This window comes from Streptomyces sp. C10-9-1, assembly GCF_024497955.1.
Taxonomy (GTDB): Bacteria; Actinomycetota; Actinomycetes; order Streptomycetales; family Streptomycetaceae; genus Streptomyces; species Streptomyces sanyensis.
On sequence record NZ_JANHKP010000009.1, the window covers coordinates 13,010 to 31,973 of the forward strand.

Here is an 18,964-nt window from a genome sequence, read left to right on the forward strand (position 1 = left end):
CGAGGAATCAAAAAAAACTTTCCGGAAGGGGTTGTATCCGCCGCCGAGGTTTGCGAATCTCTACATGGCGATCGGGACGGCCCGCAACACCGGCCACCACAGGTCACCGAAACCCTTCCACGAATCCAGGACCCAGCGCTGGGCACCCCAGCTGTCGGCCCTTCCCTTGCGGAGGGATTCGTGAAAGCGTTCACATTCACAAGCAACGTGCAAGAAACACCAAGGAGAGGTAGCAGCCATGGACTGGCGTCACAACGCCGTTTGCCGCGAGGAAGACCCCGAGCTCTTCTTCCCCATCGGCAACACCGGTCCCGCGCTGCTGCAGATCGAGGAAGCCAAGGCCGTCTGCCGCCGCTGCCCCGTCATGGAGCAGTGCCTGCAGTGGGCGCTCGAGTCCGGTCAGGACTCCGGCGTCTGGGGTGGCCTCAGCGAGGACGAGCGCCGCGCGATGAAGCGCCGCGCCGCCCGCAACCGGGCGCGCAACGCGAGCGCCTGACGCCCCCTGCCACCGGCCTCCCCCGGCGGCGCGTGCACCCGACGGCACCCGTTCCGTAGACGGCGAGCACGCATCCACCGCCTTCGAGCCGCAGCGCGCAGTACCCGATGCGCATTCGCACATGCGAGCAACGAGCTTCGAGCCCCGGACCTGACGAAGGGTCCGGGGCTCTTCGCTGCGCGCGGGCGGTGGCCCGTTCAGCGCCGGTCCGCCACCGGCACGTCGAGCACCACGCGGGTGCCGCGCCCCGGTTCCGCCACCGGGAGCATGTCGAAGGTGCCGCCCAGCTCCCCCTCCACCAGGGTCCTGACGATCTGCAACCCCAGGTTTCCCGCCTGCCCGGAGTCGAAGCCCTCGGGCAGCCCGCGCCCGTCGTCCTGGACGGTGATCAGCAGCCGGCCGCTGCCGGGGCGTGCGTCCCCGCGCACCGCCGACACGTCGACCGATCCGTGCTCGCCGGGGGCGAAGGCGTGTTCCAGGGCGTTCTGGAGGACCTCGGTGAGCACCATCGACAGGGGGGTGGCGACCTCCGCGTCGAGGATGCCGAAGCGGCCGGTGCGGCGGCAGTCGACCTTCCCGGGCGAGATCTCCGCCACCATGGCGATCACCCGGTCCGCGATCTCGTCGAACTCGACGCGCTCGTCGAGGTTCTGCGAGAGGGTCTCGTGCACGATGGCGATGGAGCCCACCCGGCGGACCGCCTCGTTGAGCGCCTCCCTGCCCCGCACGGAGTCCATCCGGCGGGCCTGAAGGCGCAGCAGGGCCGCCACAGTCTGGAGGTTGTTCTTCACCCGGTGGTGGATCTCCCGGATGGTGGCGTCCTTGGTGATCAGCTCGCGTTCCCGGCGCCGCAGTTCGGTGACGTCCCGCAGCAGGACCAGCGAACCGATGCGCACGCCCTTGGGCTTGAGGGGGATGGCCCGCAGCTGGATGACCCCGCCGTTGCCCTCGACCTCGAACTCGCGCGGCGCGTAGCCGCTGGCGAGCTTCACCAGGGCCTCGTCCACCGGGCCGCGGGAGGGCGCCAGTTCGGCCGTGGTCTGCCCCAGGTGGTGGCCCACCAGGTCGGAGGCGAGCCCGAGCCGGTGGTAGGCGGAGAGCGCGTTGGGGCTGGCGTACTGGACGACCCCGTCGGCGTCGAGCCGGACCAGGCCGTCGCCGACCCGCGGCGAGGCGTCCATCTCGACCTGCTCCCCGGGATAGGGGAAGGAGCCCGCGGCGATCATCTGGGCGAGGTCGGAGGCGGACTGCAGGTAGGTGAGCTCCAGGCGGGAGGGTGTCCTCACGGTCAGCAGGTTGGTGTTGCGGGCGATCACGCCGAGCACCCGCCCCTCGCGGCGGACCGGGATGGACTCGACCCGCACCGGCACCTCCTCGCGCCACTCCGGGTCGCCCTCGCGCACGATGCGGCCCTCGTCCAGCGCGGCGTCCAGCAGGGGGCGGCGGCCGCGGGGCACCAGGTGGCCGACCATGTCGTCCTGGTAGCTCGTGGGGCCGGTGTTGGGGCGCATCTGGGCCACCGAGACATAGCGGGTGCCGTCCCGGGTGGGCACCCAGAGGACCAGGTCGGCGAAGGAGAGGTCGGAGAGCAGCTGCCACTCCGAGACCAGCAGATGGAGCCACTCGAGGTCGGACTCGCTGAGGGCGGTGTGCTGGCGGACCAGATCGTTCATGGAGGGCACAGCAGCGAGGGTACCCGCGGGCCGCGGCGCCGCGACGGGACCCTCAACCCGTACGGCACCGCAGCCCCGAGTTTCCCGGCCGACGGGTGTGCGGTCCTGTCAGCCGTTTCAGAGGTCTCGGCGCAGTCAGGGCAGAGAGCGTCGGGGACCTCGTTCCACCCCCCTGTGCGGTGGGGGAGGAGGCTCGGTGCGTGCCGCGCCCCCGGGGGCGCGACCCTTCCATTGTGGACTAGACCATTTGGCGCTGTCCATGCACCTGGAGAGTTTAGTTCCCGCGCCATACTTATGCACCGGGCAAATGGGACCGGCTGGTGTCAGCGTGTCTCGGTGACCTTCGCCAGGGCCCTCGGGGCGTCCGGGTCCTGCCCGCGGGCGATGGTCACCTCGTAGGCCATGAGCTGCAGCGGGAGGATCTCCAGCACCGGCTGGAGCTCCTCCGGGACGCCCTCGGTCGGCAGCACGAAGCCCGCGGAGGCGGCGGAGACCTGGGCGGCCGGCCCCACCACGAAGAGGTCCGCCCCCCGCCCGCGCAGCCGGTCCAGGACGGGTTGGAGGGCCTCGCCGCCCCTGCCCTGGGTGACCACGGCGATGACCGGGGAGACGTTGTCGACCATGGCCAGCGGCCCGTGCAGCAGATCCGCGCCGGAGTAGGCGAGGGCGGGGATGTAGCTGGTCTCCATGAGCTTGAGGGCCGCCTCCCTGGCCGTCGGGTAGCCGTAGCCGCGCGAGGTGATCACCATGCGCTCGGCGAAGCGGTAGCGGGCGGCGAGGGCGCGGACCTCGTCCTGGCGGCCGAGGACGCGCGAGGCGAGTTCCGGCAGCGCCCCGGCGGCGGAGGTGTCGCCGTCGCGCAGGCCCTCGGTGAACAGGTAGAGGGCCAGCAGCGAGGCGGTGTAGGTCTTGGTGGCGGGCAGCGCCTTCTCCGGGCCGGCGAGGACGTCGACGTGGAACTCGGAGACCGCGGCCAGCGGCGAGTCCGCGTTGTTGGTGACCGCGAGCGTGATCGCCCCGGCCTCGCGGGCCGCCCGGGTGGAGGCGACCAGGTCCGGCGAGCCGCCCGACTGGCTCACGGTGACGACCAGCACGTCCCTCAGGTCGGGCCGGGCACCGTAGGCCGTGGTGGTGGACATCGAGGTCAGGCCGCAGGGCAGGCCGAGCCGGATCTCCATGAGGTACTTGGCGTACAGCGCGGCGTTGTCGGAGGTGCCGCGCGCGGTCAGCAGCACGAAGCGCGGCCGCCGGGCCGCCACCTCCCGCGCCACCGCGCGGATCCGCGGCGCACCCTCGTCGAGGATGCGCCGCAGGACCGCGGGCTGCTGGGCCATCTCCCCGGCCATGACCCGGCCGGGGTACTCGTCGTGCTCGCTGCGATCGGCCGGGGTGGGGGGCATACCGGACCTCCAGGACGGTGGGGGTGCCGGGGTGCCCGGCACGGCGCCCGGCGCTCCCCCGGCACGGTTCGCCTCGGTCAGACCCCGGCTTCCCGGCCGGTGAGGACCTCGGCGGCGGCACGTCCGCAGACGCGGGCGGCACCGCGGGTGGCGATGTGCAGCGCCCCCCTCGGTTCGGCCCGGTCGATGCCCATCTCGACCACGGCGCTGTCGGGACGGGCCGCGAGCAGGGCGTCGAGGGCCCCGGTCATCCAGGGGTGGCGGTGGGCGTCGCGGACCACTGCGACGATCCTACGGTCCCCCGCGTTGCGCAGCACCTCTGCCACGAGTTCCGCGGCGGACGTCTCGCCGGTGTAGGTGCCGGTCGCCGTACCGGGCAGCAACCCGGCCAGCTCGGCGGCGATCCCCCAGGGCGTCTCGTCGCCGACCGCGAAGTTGGCGACGGGCGTCAGCGCCGCGACGTAGGCCGGGCCGGTGAAGGGCTCGAAGGGCCGCTCCCCCGGCGTGACCCGCACGGCCCGCCGCGCGGCGACGAGGCCGATGTCGGAGCCGGGCGCGGTCCCCTCCTGTGTCGCCGCGCCCGGCTCCGTCGCAGCCCCCCTGGCCTGGCGGGTCCACGCGGCGAGTGCGCGTACCCGCTCCGCCGCGTCCGCCAGCCGTTCCTCGGACAGCTCGCCCTTGCGCACCGCGGCGACGAGGGCGTCGCGCAGCTGCAGCACGGTGCCCTCGTCGTTCAGTCCGCCGCCGACGCAGATCGCGTCGGCTCCGGCGGCGATCGCGAGGACCGAGCCGCGCTCGATCCCGTAGGTGGCCGACACCGCGCGCATCTCGATGCCGTCGGTGACGATCAGGCCCTGGTAGCCCAGCTCCTCGCGCAGCAGACCGGTGAGGATCTGCGGGCTGACGGTCGCGGGGCGGGAAGGGTCGAGCGCGGGGAGCAGAATATGCGCACTCATGACCGCTTTGGAACCCGCGGCGATCGCGGCGCGGAAAGGCACCAGGTCACGGGCGTGGAGTGTGTCCAGGTCCACATCGACCCGGGGCAGGTCCTCGTGGGAGTCGACGTTGGTGTCGCCGTGCCCGGGGAAGTGCTTGGTGCAGGCGGCCACGCCGGCGGCCTGCATGCCCTCGATGTAGGCGACCGTGTGCCGTGCCGTCAGCTCCGTCTCGTCACCGAAGGCACGCACCCCGATGACGGGATTGTCCGGGTTGGAGTTGACGTCGGCGGACGGCGACCAGTTGAGGTCCACTCCGCAGGCGGCCAGCCTGCGGCCGAGTTCGTGGGCGACGGCCCGGGTGAGGTCCACGTCGTCGACGGCGCCGAGTGCGTAGTTGCCCGGGAAGGAGGAGCCGCCGCGCACCTCCAGCCGGGTGACGTCGCCGCCCTCCTCGTCGATCGCGATGAGGACGTCGTCCCGCTCGGCGCGCAGCTGCGCGGCGAGGGCGGCGATCTGCTCGGGGGACTCGATGTTGCGGCCGAACAGGCCGACCGCGGACAGTCCCTCGCCGATGTGGCGCAGCACCCAGTCGGGGGCGGTGGTGCCCGGGAATCCGGGCTGGAGGACCGTCAGGGCGTCGCGGGTGAGCGTGGCGGACGAACCGCGCAGAAGAGTCGTCATGGGGGCGCGTTATCCCTTCACCGCGCCGGCGGTCATACCGCCGACGGCCCGGCGCTGGAGGAACAGGAAGACGATGAGCACGGGAAGCGCGAACAGCGTGGAGGCGGCCATCGTGGCGCCCCAGTCGTCACCGAAGGCGGTCTGGAACTGGGTGAGCCAGAGCGTCAGGGTGTGCGCCTCCTTGTCCTTGTTGAGCACCAGGACCATCGCGAACTCGTTCCAGGCCGTGATGAAGCCGAAGAGCGAGGTGGACATCAGGCCCGGTGCGAGCAGCGGGAAGATCACCTTGCGGAAGGCCTGGCCGCGGGTGCAGCCGTCGATCTGGGCGGCTTCCTCCAGCTCCACGGGGACGGCGGCGATGAAACCGCGCAGGGTCCAGATGGTGAAGGGGAGCACCATGACGAAGTAGATCGCCGTCAGCAGCGGGATGCTGTTCAGCATGGCCCCGTCACGGGCGATCATGTACATCGCGATGACCATGACCTCCCAGGGGGCCATCTGCGCCATCATCACGACGAGGACCATGCCCTTGCGGCCCTTGAACTTCATGCGGGCGATCGCGAAGCTCGCCGCGAGGGCGACCAGCAGGGCCAGCAGCACCGCACCGAGGGTGACGATCAGGCTGTTGCGGACGAAGGTCCAGAACAGGTCGACACCGGTGGCCGTCGGGTAGTTCTCGAAGGTCGGGGTGAAGAGGAAGACCGGGTCCTTGCTGAGGATCTCGTGCTGGGGCTTCAGCGAGGACGAGAACATCCAGTAGACCGGGAAGAGGAACACGGCCGCCAGGGCGAGGGCGGTCAGGTTCTTCAGGATCGCCGCGGGCCTCAGCGGGGGGCGGCGGCGCAGGGACTGCGGGGTGCTGGTGGGAGTGCTCACTGCTCCTCCTCCTGCTTCAGGATCAGGCGGAAGTAGAAGGACATGGCCGCGAGCAGCATCACGATCGTCAGGATGGAGATCGCGGCGGCAAGGCCGTAGTGCTGCTGTCCGAGGCCCTCGATGTAGGCGTAGACGGGGAGGGTCTCGGAGCCGCGGTCGGGGCCGCCGAGGTTCATGGCGTAGACCTGGGCGAAGGCCTTGAAGACCCAGATGATCTCCAGGAAGGTGGTGATCAGGAAGAAGGGCTTGAGGTTCGGGAAGACCACGGACCAGAAGGTCCGCCAGCCGCCCGCGCCGTCCATCTTGGCCGCCTCGTACAGCTCGGAGCCGACGGTGGTCAGGCCCGCGTACATGTTGAGTGCCACGAACGGGACCGAGCCCCAGACCACCAGCAGGGTCACGATGACCAGGGTGGAGAAGCCCGTCTCGAACCAGTTGTGCTGCTCGTACCCGGCGAAGCCGAGCGTGCGCATCAGCCAGTTGACCACGCCGAACTGCTCGTCGAAGAGCCAGCGGAAGATCGTCACGGAGGCCACGATCGGCATGGCCCAGGCGAACATCAGGGCGAGCGAGAGGGTCAGCCTCATCGCCTTGCCGAGGCGGTTGAGCAGCAGGCCGATCAGCGTGCCGAGCCCCATGATCAGCGCGACGTTGGCCGCGGTGAAGAAGAGGCTGCGCAGGACGACGTTCCAGAAGTCCGGGTCGGACAGCAGCTTGGTGTAGTTGTCGACCCCGATCCAGACCGTCTCGCGGGTGATCATCTCCCGCCGGTTGAGCTGCTGGAGCGACAGGATCAGGTTCTTGACCAGCGGGTAGAGCAGCAGGACGGCCATCGAGGCGACGGCCGGGGCGATCAGGAGATAGGGCAGGATCCCGCTGGGCATCCTGCGCCTGCCGCGAGGAGGCGGCACTGCCTCGCCGGGGCCGGAGGCGGGTGGTGGAGTCTGCGACGCCGCCCCCCGGGGCGTGTCGACGGAGGCGGAGTCCACCGCCCCCTGGGAGTCCACGGTCATGGTCTTCTTCCTCGCGGTTCTGGGGCTGCTGCGCCGGCGGGGCGCGCTCCCGCCGAGCACGGGCCGCGCCCTCGGCCGAGGGCGCGGGTCACGGCACGGGCCCGGTGGTGCGACCGGCAGGGGCCTGGCCGCACCACCGGGTGCCGTGGACCTACTCCTGGTTGACGCGCTCGGTGATGACCTTGTCGGCCTCTTCACCGGCCTTCATCGGGTCGGTGCCCTTGAGGACCTTGGTCATGTAGTCCTTGATCGGGTTGGGCGCGGTCTCGACGTTCACCCAGCCCGGGGTCACCGGGGTGATCTTGCCGACGGGGGCGGCCAGGCCCATGGCCTCCGCGAAGGAGCCGGCCTCCGGCTTGAACTGCACGGAGTCGTTGTTCGGGAGCAGCGAGCCCGTGACGGCCTCGGCGTACTTGGCCATGTGCTCCTTGCCGGCGGCGAGGGCCAGCCACTCGGTGGCGAGGTCCTTGTTCTTCGAGCGTTCGGCGATGGCGAGGTTCGAGCCGCCGAAGAAGACGGAGCCGGGCGTGTCGGCCGTCTTGCCCGGGATCGGGAAGTAGCCGAAGTCGGCCTTGCCGCCGGCCTCCTCGATGGCGGTGATCGCGCCGCCGGCCTCCCAGCCGAGGCCGATCCAGGACGCGACGTCACCCTTGGGGACGATGTCCGTGGACTGCTGCGGGGTCGCCTCGTCCTTGTCCTGCGGAGCGGTGGAGAAGGACTGCAGCTCCTTGTAGAAGTTCATGGCGGCCACGGCCTCCGGGGTGGCCAGCGCGCCCTTCCACGTGTCGCCGTCCTTGACGGCGAGGTCGCCGCCCTCGTCCCACAGGAAGCCGGCGAAGACGTACCAGCTCTGGCCCGGCAGGTAGATCGGCTGGACGTCCGGGTCGGACTTCTTGATCTTCTCCAGGCCGTCGATCCACTCCTCGCGGGTCTTCGGCGGGGTCACACCGGCCTTCTTGAAGGCGGCCTTGTCGTAGACGACGACACGGTTGGCGGCGTACCACGGGGCGGAGAAGAGCTTGCCGTCCAGCTCGGCCGAGGCCAGCATGCCCTTGTTCCACCCGGCGTAGCCGAGCTTGTCCTTGTCGGCGGTGAGGTCCGCGAGACCGCCGGTGACCGCGTAGCCGGCGGTCTGGGTGTTGCCGAGCTCCAGGACGTCCGGCGGGGTGTCCTCGGAGAGGGCGGTGGTGACCTTCTCCTGGATGCCGTTCCACTGCTGCGTCTCGACCTTGACGGTGACGCCCTCGTGCTTGGCCTCGAACTCCTTGTTGACCTCGGCTATCCAGGCCTCGGGAGCGGAGCCGTCCATGACCCAGACGGTGAGGGTCTTCTCGCCCCCGGCGCTGCTGTCGCCGTTGTCGCCGCTGTCGGTACCGCACGCCGCGACGCTGACCATCATGCCCGCGACGCCGATCGCCGCGATGAGCCTGCGCTTCACGCAATCCTCCTCAGGGAGCCTGTCAACCCTGCCCACCGCGAAGCCTTACCTAAGGAGTAGTGCCTGTGGGGCTGGGACTTGGTCACTAGTGGTTTAGACCAGTAACCGGAGCTTGGCCTAGACCTTTTGGGGTGTCAAGGGTGTATAAGAAGGGCTGTCGCGTCCGTTATCGGACCGACACCTGAGGGAGGGCGCCGACCCGTGACCGGTACGTGCCACCATGTGAGCCGCTACAGACGGAGGAGCCGGTGACGGCACGAGTGCAGCAGTCGGAAAGGCGGGCCATGACCACGGACGGGGGTGGCACGGAGGCCGAGAACGGGACGAGCGCCCGCACCGCACGCGTGCCCAAGTACTACAGGTTGAAGCGGCACCTGCTCGACATGACCGAAACCATGCCCCCGGGCACCCCCGTGCCCCCGGAGCGGACCCTGGCGGCCGAGTTCGACACCTCGCGCACGACCGTACGCCAGGCACTCCAGGAACTGGTGGTGGAGGGTCGCCTGGAGCGCATCCAGGGCAAGGGCACCTTCGTCGCCAAGCCCAAGGTCTCCCAGGCGCTCCAGCTCACCTCCTACACCGAGGACATGCGCGCCCAGGGCCTGGAGCCCACCTCCCAGCTCCTGGACATCGGCTACGTCACGGCCGACGACACGCTGGCGGGCCTGCTGGACATCTCCACCGGCGGGCGGGTGCTGCGCATCGAACGGCTCCGGCTGGCGAGCGGCGAGCCGATGGCGATCGAGACCACCCACCTGTCGGCGAAGCGCTTTCCCGCGCTGCGCCGCTCCCTGGTCAAGTACACCTCGCTCTACACCGCGCTCGCCGAGGTGTACGACGTCCGCCTGGCCGAGGCCGAGGAGACCATCGAGACCTCGCTGGCGACCCCCCGCGAGGCCGGGCTGCTCGGCACGGACGTGGGCCTGCCGATGCTGATGCTCTCCCGCCACTCGCTGGACGCCCAGGGCGAACCGGTGGAGTGGGTGCGGTCCGTCTACCGCGGCGACCGCTACAAGTTCGTGGCCCGGCTCCAGCGCCCCCAGGACTGACGCGGGCCGGCCCGCGGCGACGGCGGCGGCCGCACCCCTGCCGGGGGTGTGGCCGCCGCCGTCGCTGGTGCCCCGGGGCCCGCACGGCACCTTGTTCCCGGCAGCAAGGTGACAGGCCCTGAGAACGCGCTGGTGGGCGGGGCGGGCGGTCGCCTCGGGCCGATGGCTCCAAGTGACCCGGACGGTTGCTGCCACCCGCGGCGCACTGACATCGCACGGGCGATCGAGCAGTCTGGGGACCGCCGGGAAGGGCCCTCCGAGAGCGGCCCCCGGCACCTCCCCGCCGTCGCGACCGATCGAGGTGTCCCGCCATGCGCGCCCACGTCCTCCTCTGCTCCCGCCGCCCCGCCGCCGGCCCGCTCGCCACCGCCGTCCTGGCCGCGGGCCTGTGCCTGGCGGCCGCGCCCGCCACCGCCGCCACCGCCCGGGCCGCCGGGAGTGCCCCGGCGGTGGTGGCGGCCCTGCCCGCGGCAGAGCAGCACGCCGCCGCGGCCGACGGCTTCTCGTGGGGCTGAGGGCACGCGCACGCCCCGCCAGGACCCGCCATCTTCCTCATCGGCGTCTCCCTGACCGCCTCCGCGCCCCGGGGCGGAACGGCCCCCGCGGCGCCCCGCGTCCGGGAGGCACTGTGCCTGGCCCTGCGCCCGGCGGACCGGGTGGAGACCGCCCGCGCCCAGGTCGTGGGGCACACCGTGCGCGTCGCGCTGTGCGTCGACGGCCCCGACGAGATCGAGGCCATCGGGCGGGCGCTGGACGTCTGCCAGCGCCTGCTCGCCGGTACCCCGGAGCTGCACCGGCACCTGATATCCGACTGCCGACTCCTGTGACCCCGCAGGTCACGTCCGAAGACCACGCACCGAACAGAGAACGGGGAACTCCTGCCGTGCTCGTCCACATCCTCGGCCCACTGCGCGCGACCGTCGACGGCGTACCGGTCTGCCTCGGCGGCAGACGGGCGCAGACGATCCTCGCCGTCCTCGCCCTCGAAGCGGGCCGGGCCGTCGGGCCCGACCGCCTCGTCGACGCCGTGTGGGACGGTCTGCCGCCCGCCAGCGCCCGCGCCCAGATCCGCATCTGCATGTCCGCGCTCCGCCGGGCCTTCGCCGAGGCGGGGGCCCCCGACGCCATCGAGACCCACACGCTCGGCTACCGGCTCCGCCTCGCCCCGCACGCCGTGGACGCCGCCGTCTTCGACACCCGGGTGGAGCGGGCGCGGGCGCTGGCGCGCGAGGGCCGGCGGGCGGAGGCCGTGATGGTGCTGCGCACCGCGCTCGCCCTGTGGACGGGCCCCGCACTGGCCGGTCAGACCAGCGCGGCCCTCCAGCCCGCGGTCCGGCGCCTGGAGGAGCACCGGGTCCGGGCGACGGAGGAGCGGGTGCGGCTGGAGATCGAGCTGGGCCGCCACGAGGACGTGATCGGGGAGCTGATGGCGCTCACCGCCGAGCACCCCTTCCGCGAGCGGCTGCACGGCCAGCTGATGCTGGCCCTCCAGCGCTCCTGCCGGACGGCGGAGGCCCTGGCCGCGTACCGCCGGATCCGGCGCTCCCTCGTGGAGGAGCTGGGGATCGAGCCGGGACCCGAGCTCAGCGGGCTGGAGCGGGCCATCCTGCTCGGCGGGCGGCGGAGCGCCTGAACGGCGCCGCCCGCCCCACCGGTGCCGCACAGCGTCGTGCGGCACCTTCTGCGTTCCCCTGCCCGGTCACAGGGTGATCCACAGGTCCTGCATCCGGTGTTCGGAGATCCCGTCCGTGGGCCGCAGGCTGTAGCGGTGCGCGGTGACGTCCCCCGCGGTGAAGGCCCAGTCCACCCGCCAGAAGGGCAGCGGCCGGTTGAGGACGCTGTCCCAGTCGAAGCCCGCCGGCGCACGGAACTTCCAGCTCAGGGGCAGGAAGTCGGTGTTCGCCTCCAGGGCGTCCCGGGCCAGGGAGCGCACGCCGTCCAGGTCGCGCATGGCCGCCGTGGCGTTGAAGTCCCCGGCGATGACCACCGGGTTGCGGTTCCTCCGCAGGTCCTCCTCCAGGCCCCTGATCTCCTCCCGGCGCCAGGCGAACTTGCGGCGGAAGTACGCGTCGTAGTCGAAGCCGGAGAAGAGGGCGAGGTTGTCGGGCGCCAACTGCACGGTGATGTGGACGTTGTAGACGCTGAGCACCCGGTCTCCGACCTGGAGGTCGGTGCGCATCACCTTGTCCCGCGCGAAGACCGTGCCGAAGGGCGGTGCCTCCGTGCGATCGAGCTCCACGCCGGGGCCGACGGGCGGTTTGGCGAGGATCGGGAACCGGGAGACCGTCAGCAGCTCGCCGCGGCGGGCGACGTGGTAGCCGGGGAACTCCTCGCGCAGCCGGTCGTCGTCGTCGAGCCGCCGGTAGCCGTCCTCGCCCAGGCCCGGCTGCCACCGCACGTGCTCCTGGAGTAGGTAGACGTCGGCGTCCTGGCGGTGCAGCAGTGCGTAGAGGCGGTCCTCGCCGCTGTCGGCGGCCCAGTACTGCGTGTTCAGCGAGACCACCCTCAGGGCGCCGGGCGGGACGGCGGCCTCCGTGCGGAAGAGCGCCGGCCAGTTGAGGCCCGAGCCGGTCAGCAGGGCGAGCACGAGGGCCGCCGCCGCGGTCCCGGCCGCGGCGGGGCGACGCCGCCCGCACGCCGCGGCGCTGGCGAGCAGCAGCGCGGCGGGGACCGCCATGAGGGCCAGCGGGGGGGCCGCGTCCAGCAGGATCGCCCAGTGCCAGCGCCCGCTGACCTGCCAGCGGACGACGGCGTACGCGAGCCACAGCACGGCGGCGGCCAGCAGCAGCCGCCCGTACCACAGGCGCAGCGCGCGGGCGGTCCGGCGCGCACGGCCCTCCTCCCGGACGGCGGGCGCCGGGGCGGCGGTACCCGCCCCGGGCCCGGCCTGCTGGACCGTCATACGGCACCCGCCCGCAGCTGGTACATCCGCCGGAAGCGCCGGCTGACCGCGTACTGGCCGAGCCCGAGGGCCAGTCCGGCCACGACGGCGGCGTTGACGAGCAGGTGGGCGACGGTGAAGAAGACGAGGAAGGGCACTCCCCGCTCGCGGCGGACGAAGCCGTACTGCCCGAGGTCCGCCAGCACCGTCCCGGCCACGGCGGCCGTCGACACCAGGGCGGCCCAGGGGGTGAGGAGCACCAGGGGCAGGGCCGCGACGGCGACGCCCGCGAGGAGCGAGGCGACGGCCCGGCCACCGGTCTCCATCCCCTGCATGGCCCGGCCCCGGTCCAGGTAGAAGGGCACCCGGAGCCTGCTGCGGACGAAGGCCTTGCGCAGCAGCGGCCGCATCCTGCTCTCGTCGGACAGGCGCCCGCGGATACGCGAGGTGAGCAGCATCGGCCACCGCGCGGCGAGCCGTTCGGCGTGGTCGATCTCCTCCGTCTGGCGCAGGGCCGGGTTGAACCACCCGGCGTCCAGGAAGGCGGACCGGCGTACGGCGCCGAGGGCGTAGAAGCCGCCGCTGACGAGCCCCTCGGCGCTCTTGCGCCAGTAGTGGTACTGGAGGATCCGGTACTGGCCGACGAGCGTCTCCGCGAACAGCGGTTCCTTGTCGGGTATGCCGAACACGGCGCCGTAGGAGGGGTGCTCCCCGAACAGGGCCACGGCCTGGGCGACGGCGTCGGGGTGCATGGTGAGGTCCGCGTCGAGAAAGAAGACGATCTCCCCGGAGGTGGAGCGCACACCGAGGTTCCGGCTGGCGCCTGGGCCCCCGTTCTCGGGTGCGCGCACCAGGCGGACGGGGTGGGCCGCGGCCCGCTCGGCGCAGCCGTCGGTGCTGGCGTCGTCGACGACGACGACCTCGATGTTCGGGTAGGTCTGGGCCAGGATCGATTCCAGGCACAGGTCGATGGTCCGGCGGTCGTTGTACATCGGGACGACCACCGAGACGAGGGGTTCGGGCATGGGGATGTCCTCGATCGGTGTGCGGAGGCGGAGGGGCGTCAGACGAGCACGGGCACGAGCAGCAGCGCGGCCCAGACGGAGGAGTTGGCGAGCATGGTCCGGTCCCGGAGCAGGGTGCGGACCGGCTCCCCGCCGCCCCCGTCGACGACGACGACCTGGAGGTAGCGGAACAGGGCGAAGAGTGCGCACGGCACGGTGAGCAGGGCGTGGTCGCCGAAGCCGGACTCGGTGCGCAGGTACATCAGGTAGCCGATCATCGTCAGGGCCGAGCACAGGACCAGGACGAGGTCGAGGAAGTGGGCCGAGTAGCCGACCAGGGCGGGCCGGTGCCCGGTGCCGGAGACTCCCAGCTCGTGGCGCCGCTTGCCGAGGATGAGGACCAGGCAGACGACGAGGACGGTGAGCACCAGCCACACCTCCACCGCCCGGCCGCCGGCCTGGTAGCCGCCCAGCAGGCGGAGCACGAAGCCGGTGGCGACCACGAACACGTCCAGCAGGGGCAGGTGTTTGAGCTTGAAGCTGTAGGCGCCGTTGACGGCGAGGTAGAGCAGGACCACGGCGGCGGTGCCCGTCCCGAGCACCGCCAGCGCCGGGACCAGCAGACCGGTCAGCACCAGGGCGGTGGTCACCGCGGACCCCATGCTCATCCGGCCCGAGGCGAGCGGGCGGTGGCGCTTCACCGGGTGGCGCTTGTCGCGTTCCACGTCCGCGATGTCGTTGAGCACGTACACCAGCGACGAGGCCAGCACGAAGGCCGCGGTGGCGAGCGCCACCCGCAGTCCGGTGTCCGGCTGCCACCCGGCGCCGAGCAGCGGGAGCGGCACGACCAGCAGGTTCTTCGGCCACTGGCCGGGTCTGACCAGTGCGAGCGGCGCGGGCAGCCGGCTGGTGCGGACCGCCGCGGGCTGGGTCTTCTCCCCCAGCTGAGTCATGGTGCTCCCCCTCAGAAGAAGATCTTCGCGGCGGACAGCAGGCCCTGCTTCCAGGGGTCCCGGCTGGTGCGGCCGGAGGCCGGGGCGCCCTCGGGGGCCTCGTGGCGCGCGGTGCGCCACCAGTGGTAGGTGCGCAGCACCGCGTCGGCGTTGGACAGCCGCGGGGTGAAGCCGAGCCGGGCCTTGGCCTTGTCGATGCTCACGTAGGAGTCGTCCATCAGTTTGTGCAGCAGCCGCCCGTAGACGGGTGAGAGCCGGGCGCGCTGGAGGACGCTGAGCACGGCGAGGGCGGGGCGGGCGGGCAGCCCGACGACCCGCTTGCCGTGGCCCGCGGCGTCGAGGACGGCCTGGAAGTCCTCGCGCAGGGTGCCGAACTCCGCGGCGGCGAGGTTGTAGGTGTCGTTCGCGACGTCGTCCTCGGCGGCGATCACCGTGACCACGGCGTCGACGAGGTCGTCGACGGCGAACATCTGGATGCGCACGTCGCCCCTGCCGAGGACGGGGAAGTGGCGGCCCTCCTCGGCCCATTCGAAGAGCATCGAGAACAGGCCCATCCGACCGGGCCCGACGAAGGTCTTGGGGCGGAGGATCGGGACGCACATCCCCTCGGCGCGGTACCGCTCGGCGACCTCCTCGGCGGCGGCCTTGGCCCGGCTGTAGGTGTCGACGGGTTCCCGGGGGTACTCCTCCGGTGTGGGCACCACGCTCGGCAGTCCGTAGACGGCCGTGGAGGAGATGTGCACCACGCGGGGGGTGCCGGCGGCGGCGGCCGCGGCGAAGACGTTCTCGGTGCCGCCGACGATGATCGAGCGGATCTGCTCGTCGGGGTAGCTGGGCAGCGCGGCGGCGGCGTGCACCAGGACGTCGGCGCCGTCGAGGGCGCGGTCCATGACGTCCCGGTCGCGGATGTCCCCGGTGAACTCCACGCCGGGGCCGGGGCGGAGGTCGACTCCGCGCACCCGGTGGCCGTCGGCGAGCAGCCGCTCCGCGAGCCGGGAGCCGAGCATGCCGGCCGCGCCGGTGAGGGTGATCACCACTGGGAACCCACCTTCTGCTTGATGAAGCGGGCGACCAGAGGGGACAGCCCGCGGTCGAGGACCTCGCCGAGCGCGTCGACGGTGCGCTCCGCCTCCGCCGGATCGGTGACCAGCGAGGGGCCGATGATCAGCGGGTTGAGGCCGTTGAGGGTGTAGTAGGCGTAGATGCCGTGGTCCTGGTAGAGCGCGTTGATCACCGCGCAGGTGACCAGCTTGGTCTTGAACCGCGGGTCGCGGGCCATGCCGCCGGGGGCGAGCTTGGCGACGAGGTCGAGCACCCGCGGGCCGCCGTCGACGAACACGCCCCACAGGGCCCCGGCGCCCGCCACCCGGCCGACGGCCTCGGGGTGCTCCTTGGCGATCCGCTCCAGCCCGGGTTCCAGGACGGCTCCCAGGGCCCGCGCGCGGGCCGGGTAGTCGTCCTCGACGGCGATGTTGACGGCCTCCAGCGCGGTGGCGCACTCCTCGCCGAACCCGTAGTAGGTGGTGGAGGTGGACTGCAGCAGGGCGTCGCCGAGGTTGTCGTACGCCTTGCGGAACACGCCCTCGCGGGCGACGAGGGCCGAGATCGAGGACTTGCCGCCGCCGAAGGACTTCGACGTGGTGAGCACGTCCGGGATCAGGTCCGGGTAGCGCATGAAGTGGAAGAGGGTGCCGGTCTTGCCCCAGCCGGTGTAGATCTCGTCGAAGATCAGGACGATCTTCTCCCGGTCGCACAGCTCGCGCAGCCCCCGCAGGAACTCCTCGGAGCACCACTGGATCGTGGAGGCGCTGAAGGGCTCGATCAGGATGGCGTAGACGTCGTCCGGGTGGGCGGCGACGGCCCGCTTCACGGAGCCGAGGTCGCCGTAGCGGAAGGTGTCGATCCCGGGGATGGTCGGGAAGCCGAACTGCGCCTGCCCGGTCAGTCCGCCGGAGCCGAGCAGCTTGCCGTGGAAGGCGCAGTCGGCGCGCAGGACGGTGGAGCGCCGTCCCTTGTGGTACTTGTACGCGAGCTTGACCGCCCCCTCGACGGCCTCCGCTCCCGAGTTCGGCAGGAAGGACATGTTGAGGTCGCCGGGCAGGACCTCGGCGAGGTTGTGGCCGAGTGCGGCGAGGTAGGGCGAGAAGTAGGTCTTGTGCACCTCCATCCGCCGCTCGCGGGCGAAGCGCTCCCGGGCGGCGAGGATGCGGGGGTGGTTGTGGCCGTGGTTCAGCACGCCCACGCCGCCGGTCATGTCGAGGATCCGCCGGCCGTCGGAGAGGGTCAGGTAGGCGCCCTCGGCACTGCTGACCAGTTCGCGGCCGAAGCCGAACGAGGTCATCAGGGAGACCTGGCTCTTGTTCACATAGCGGCGGTAGAGGTCGTGGACCTCGCCGACCTGGAGGTTCTCGGCTTCGTCAAGGGTGTACACGGGCTTCTCCCAGGGGGGTGAGGCGGTGCGGCGCATGCGGGTCGCCGTGCGGTGGGGCGGGTGCGGTGCCGGTGTCGGCGTGGGCCGTGTCCGGAGGGGTCCCGGTGCCGGTGTCCGGGGCGGTGGGCGTGTCCGGGACGGTGGGCGCGGGCGTGGTGGTGGCCGCGGGCATGCCGGTGTCCGGGGCGGTGGGCGTGGGCGTGGTGGTGGCCGCGGGCGTGGCGGGCCCCGGACCGGGCCGCAGCCGGCTCCAGCCGAGGACGACGCCGGCGCTGCCGAGCTCGGCGACCACGCAGACCAGGCGGCTGGCGATGGCGGCCGCGGCGGCGGGTCCGGCGGGAAGCACGGTGGCGAGGGCGGCGGTGATGGTCAGCTCCCGGACACCCCAGCCGTCGGGCACGATCAGGGCCAGGCTGCTGACCACGGTCGCGAGGGCGAAACCGCCGACGGCGGCGCCCAGTCCGGCCCAGGGCCCGGCACCCAGCGCCAGCACCAGGAACCACAGGTGCAGGCCGGAGGCCGTCCAGGAGGCGACCGCGAGGAGCACCGCCCGGCGGACCGCGCCGTCCGGGGGCGTGGCCACGGGCCGTCTGGCCAGCCGGGCGGCCGCGGCGACGGGCCGGGTGACCAGGGCGGGCCGGAGGGTGGCGGCGAGGAAGAACAGCGCGGGCAGGCACAACCACATCCAGTGCCCGGGCAGTGCCACGGGGGCCGCCGCGAGGCTGACGGCCGCACCGGTGAGCAGGGTCAGCGCCAGGCTCAGCACATACGCCGAGGTCATCTGGGAGCCGGGGACGCCCACCGCGCGGCCGTGCGCCACATGGGTGAGGACGCCCCAGACGCGTCCGGGCACGTACTTGCTGAGCTGGCCGAGGAAGTAGACCTTGGCCGCGTACAGGCCGCGGATCGGGTGGTCGCCGGGGAGCAGCACCCGCCAGGCGTGCACGGCGAGCACCAGTCCGGCGACGTTCGCGGCGAGGGAGGCGGCCAGCAGGGGCACCGCCTCGGCACGGGCGAAGGAGCGGGCGGCCTCGGGGCCCTCGCCCCGCACCACCAGGTACACGCCGACCAGGGCGGCGACCACGATGACCGGGGTCAGGATCCTGCGGAGCCGGTCGATCGTCACCGGGCCACCGCCCTTCCGGCTCCGGAGCGCGCCGCCGTGCGCGGCCGCAGGGCGGCCCGCAGGCCGCCCACGGCGGCTCCGGCCAGCAGCGCGGCGTGGTTGAGCAGGTGCACGGCGGCGAAGAACGGGACGAACCCGGCTCCGCGGCGACGGGCGGCGAAGCGCAGCAGCCCGAGGTTGGCGAGGCAGAAGGCGGCGAGCCCCGCGGCGGGCAGCCAGGGCAGGGCGAGACCCCACGGCAGCGCGGCGAACAGCCCGGCGGCGGCCAGTACCGAGGCGGGGCTGTTGGCCGTCAGGTTGCTGCGCCCGCCGCGGCGCGCGGACAGCAGGGCGGGCACCAGCAGGAGCGCGCGCCGGTAGGTCTCGGCGAGGAGCGGGCCGAGGCGGTGCTCCTCGTCGTGGCGTGCCATCACCCGCTCGGTGAGCACGATCCGGTAGTGGGGGGCCAGCCGGTCGCTGAACTCCAGGTCCTCCGAGTCCCTCAGCGACTCGTCGAAGCCTCCGAGGTGCTCGAACACACCGCGGGGCACGGCTGCCTGGGCGAAGAAGGCGGTCTCCACGGCCCCCGCGCCGCGTGCTCGCCACCAGTAGGCGTGGAGGACCTTGTAGTGCTCGACGGGCCCGTCGTCGAAGAGCGGTTCGGGGGCGATCACCCCGTGCACGCAGCCGCAGCCGGGGTCGGCGGCGAGGATCTCCAGGGCGTTGGCCACCGAGTCGGGGGTGAGTGCCTCGTCGGAGTCGAGGAAGAACAGCACCTCGCCCGTGGCCGCGGCGATGCCGGTGTTCCGCGCCGCGGAGACGCCCCTGTTGACGGGGCTGCGGATGAGCGTGCAGGGGTGGCGCCGCGCGATCTGCGCGGTGGTGTCCGTGCTCGCGTCGTCGACGACGAGGACCTGGTGCACGGGGTGGGTCTGGGCGTAGACGGACCGCAGGCAGGCGTCCAGGGTGCGGGCGGAGTTGTAGGCCGGTATGACGACCGACACGGTGTGCGTCATGGGACCAGTC

At 72.4% G+C, this 18,964-nt stretch carries 18 protein-coding genes; 5 read left to right on the forward strand and 13 right to left on the reverse strand.

Annotated features, from left to right (window positions below; all coding sequences use genetic code 11):
* The first annotated feature begins 238 nt into the window (after nucleotides 1–238).
* The gene (locus tag NPS70_RS14225) at nucleotides 239–496 is read left to right on the forward strand and encodes a WhiB family transcriptional regulator (protein ID WP_003953983.1); all 258 of its coding nucleotides are present in this window, start codon (nucleotides 239–241) and stop codon (nucleotides 494–496) included.
* A 197-nt stretch (nucleotides 497–693) separates the two neighbouring features.
* On the opposite strand, the gene NPS70_RS14230 is transcribed toward NPS70_RS14225, so the two are convergent.
* The 6 genes from NPS70_RS14230 to NPS70_RS14255 form a co-directional block, all read right to left on the reverse strand.
* Nucleotides 694–2,169, reverse strand: coding sequence for a PAS domain-containing sensor histidine kinase (locus tag NPS70_RS14230; RefSeq protein ID WP_256524829.1), 1,476 nt, complete (start codon nucleotides 2,167–2,169; stop codon nucleotides 694–696).
* A 323-nt stretch (nucleotides 2,170–2,492) separates the two neighbouring features.
* The gene (locus tag NPS70_RS14235) at nucleotides 2,493–3,569 is read right to left on the reverse strand and encodes an SIS domain-containing protein (protein ID WP_256524586.1); all 1,077 of its coding nucleotides are present in this window, start codon (nucleotides 3,567–3,569) and stop codon (nucleotides 2,493–2,495) included.
* Nucleotides 3,570–3,646: 77 nt separating this feature from the next.
* Nucleotides 3,647–5,188, reverse strand: a complete 1,542-nt coding sequence (locus tag NPS70_RS14240; protein WP_256524587.1) for a glycoside hydrolase family 3 protein — start codon at nucleotides 5,186–5,188, stop codon at nucleotides 3,647–3,649.
* A 9-nt stretch (nucleotides 5,189–5,197) separates the two neighbouring features.
* Nucleotides 5,198–6,034, reverse strand: coding sequence for a carbohydrate ABC transporter permease (locus NPS70_RS14245; protein WP_374212006.1), 837 nt, complete (start codon nucleotides 6,032–6,034; stop codon nucleotides 5,198–5,200).
* A 26-nt stretch (nucleotides 6,035–6,060) separates the two neighbouring features.
* Nucleotides 6,061–7,077 (reverse strand): carbohydrate ABC transporter permease, encoded by a 1,017-nt coding sequence (locus NPS70_RS14250; protein WP_256524588.1) that lies wholly within the window; start codon nucleotides 7,075–7,077, stop codon nucleotides 6,061–6,063.
* 151 nt (nucleotides 7,078–7,228) lie between these two features.
* On the reverse strand, nucleotides 7,229–8,515 hold the full coding sequence (locus NPS70_RS14255) for an extracellular solute-binding protein (protein ID WP_256524589.1): 1,287 nt from the start codon (nucleotides 8,513–8,515) through the stop codon (nucleotides 7,229–7,231).
* A gap of 284 nt (nucleotides 8,516–8,799) precedes the next feature.
* On the opposite strand from NPS70_RS14255, the gene NPS70_RS14260 reads away from it, so the two are divergent.
* The 4 genes from NPS70_RS14260 to NPS70_RS14275 all read left to right on the forward strand — a co-directional run bounded on the left by NPS70_RS14260 (nucleotide 8,800) and on the right by NPS70_RS14275 (nucleotide 11,197).
* Nucleotides 8,800–9,564, forward strand: coding sequence for a GntR family transcriptional regulator (locus tag NPS70_RS14260; RefSeq protein WP_256524590.1), 765 nt, complete (start codon nucleotides 8,800–8,802; stop codon nucleotides 9,562–9,564).
* 311 nt (nucleotides 9,565–9,875) lie between these two features.
* A complete protein-coding gene (locus NPS70_RS14265; RefSeq protein ID WP_256524591.1) occupies nucleotides 9,876–10,079 on the forward strand; it encodes a hypothetical protein in 204 nt (67 codons plus the stop codon).
* 141 nt (nucleotides 10,080–10,220) lie between these two features.
* Complete coding sequence (locus NPS70_RS14270) at nucleotides 10,221–10,391, forward strand: hypothetical protein (protein ID WP_256524592.1); 171 nt, start codon at nucleotides 10,221–10,223, stop codon at nucleotides 10,389–10,391.
* A gap of 56 nt (nucleotides 10,392–10,447) precedes the next feature.
* A complete protein-coding gene (locus NPS70_RS14275; RefSeq protein WP_256524593.1) occupies nucleotides 10,448–11,197 on the forward strand; it encodes an AfsR/SARP family transcriptional regulator in 750 nt (249 codons plus the stop codon).
* A gap of 66 nt (nucleotides 11,198–11,263) precedes the next feature.
* On the opposite strand, the gene NPS70_RS14280 is transcribed toward NPS70_RS14275, so the two are convergent.
* From NPS70_RS14280 to NPS70_RS14310, 7 genes are read right to left on the reverse strand one after another with little or no spacing between them, the layout of a single operon-like run.
* On the reverse strand, nucleotides 11,264–12,466 hold the full coding sequence (locus NPS70_RS14280) for an endonuclease/exonuclease/phosphatase family protein (protein ID WP_256524594.1): 1,203 nt from the start codon (nucleotides 12,464–12,466) through the stop codon (nucleotides 11,264–11,266).
* Nucleotides 12,463–13,470: a glycosyltransferase gene (locus NPS70_RS14285; RefSeq protein WP_256524595.1), complete on the reverse strand. Its 1,008-nt coding sequence runs from the start codon at nucleotides 13,468–13,470 to the stop codon at nucleotides 12,463–12,465. The genes NPS70_RS14280 and NPS70_RS14285 overlap by 4 nt, the downstream gene beginning before the upstream one ends.
* Before the next feature lie 38 nt (nucleotides 13,471–13,508).
* Complete coding sequence (locus NPS70_RS14290; protein ID WP_256524596.1) at nucleotides 13,509–14,402, reverse strand: UbiA prenyltransferase family protein; 894 nt, start codon at nucleotides 14,400–14,402, stop codon at nucleotides 13,509–13,511.
* An 11-nt stretch (nucleotides 14,403–14,413) separates the two neighbouring features.
* Nucleotides 14,414–15,439, reverse strand: a complete 1,026-nt coding sequence (locus NPS70_RS14295; protein ID WP_256524597.1) for an NAD-dependent epimerase/dehydratase family protein — start codon at nucleotides 15,437–15,439, stop codon at nucleotides 14,414–14,416.
* Nucleotides 15,433–16,869 (reverse strand): aspartate aminotransferase family protein, encoded by a 1,437-nt coding sequence (locus NPS70_RS14300; protein WP_256524598.1) that lies wholly within the window; start codon nucleotides 16,867–16,869, stop codon nucleotides 15,433–15,435. Before NPS70_RS14300 ends, NPS70_RS14295 begins: the two co-directional genes overlap by 7 nt.
* Nucleotides 16,820–17,959 carry a lysylphosphatidylglycerol synthase domain-containing protein gene (locus tag NPS70_RS14305; RefSeq protein ID WP_256524599.1) on the reverse strand — a complete coding sequence of 380 codons (1,140 nt, stop codon included), beginning with the start codon at nucleotides 17,957–17,959 and terminating at the stop codon, nucleotides 16,820–16,822. The genes NPS70_RS14300 and NPS70_RS14305 overlap by 50 nt, the downstream gene beginning before the upstream one ends.
* Nucleotides 17,956–18,954 carry a glycosyltransferase family 2 protein gene (locus NPS70_RS14310; RefSeq protein ID WP_256524600.1) on the reverse strand — a complete coding sequence of 333 codons (999 nt, stop codon included), beginning with the start codon at nucleotides 18,952–18,954 and terminating at the stop codon, nucleotides 17,956–17,958. The genes NPS70_RS14305 and NPS70_RS14310 overlap by 4 nt, the downstream gene beginning before the upstream one ends.
* Nucleotides 18,955–18,964: the final 10 nt, after the last annotated feature.